Raw genomic sequence first — 936 nt, 5'->3', positions numbered from 1 at the left:
TTTGATTTTCCGCCTGATTGAGGCCTTGTCAGGATGGGAGCGGATGACGTTGAGGGCGATCTTTCGCAGGAGGGCGATGTTCTGCGGGCCGTTGTCCTTGCGGTTTCTGGCGGCGTCCTCGCAGAAGTGGACGTCGAGGACCCAGTGCAGTTTGTTTTCGATGTGCCAATGGGTTCTGACGGTTTCGATGAGGGCGTTTGGTGACATGATCCTGGACAGGAGGAAGAAGCGGACATGACTGGTCTGGGTGCCATCTGCATGAAGGCGGAAGGTCTCGACGGAGCCGACGGCCTGCAGCCCGGGGAAGCCGATATCCGTGGCGGCCACAACGCTGGCACGGCGTGTCTCGGTCCGGTCATGGGCGGTTTGCGGGGCGAGCAGGATGCTGTCGATCCGGTCCCCGTCTTCGATAAGGGCTTTGGCCTGCTTCAGGAGGCTGGGCTGGTTGTCCTTGAGGGCCAGAACATAGTCACCGCCGGTGGCCAGAATGGCCCGTGCCGTGTCAGCCCTGCAGTGGAGGGCATCGGCGGTGACGGTGGCACCGTCGAGCGTCAGCAGCGCGAGCGCGTCGAGAACGCCTTGCACTTCATTGCGGTTTGGCGCGGTCTTCTGGCCGATGACCAGACCGGCACCGGCAGCCCAGACGTTGACGAGGTGCAGCGGCGTTGCCTTGGCCCCGCGGCGGTAGGCGCCGCGCACGGCCTTGCCATCAATCGCCACCACCCCTTCGATCCCTTTGGCAAAGCTGGCCGTGAGACGTCGGAAGGCCGCCTCGAAGGCATCGGTGTCAAGGTGGCGGAAGACAGTGGAGAAGGTGTCGTGGCTGGGAATGCCATGGGGCAGCGGCACGATCGACTTCAGCCATCTGCGCTTCGAATGGCCGAAGTCCTCCATGTCGGTACAGCTTTCGGCCCCGCAGATGATCGCCGCGATGGC

The 936-nt window shown here is 63.6% G+C and carries 1 protein-coding gene; it reads right to left on the bottom strand.

Going from position 1 to position 936, the window contains the following annotated elements; genetic code table 11:
* Positions 1-936 (bottom strand): ISAs1 family transposase (locus AC0CMF_RS25235; RefSeq protein WP_472482578.1); only part of this gene is annotated, 936 nt, incomplete at both ends.

It is taken from the genome of Pannonibacter sp. CBAS1226 (genome assembly GCF_055685825.1).
The sequence above is the reverse complement of the archived record's forward strand: the minus strand, read 5'-3'. Positions and strand labels throughout refer to the sequence as shown.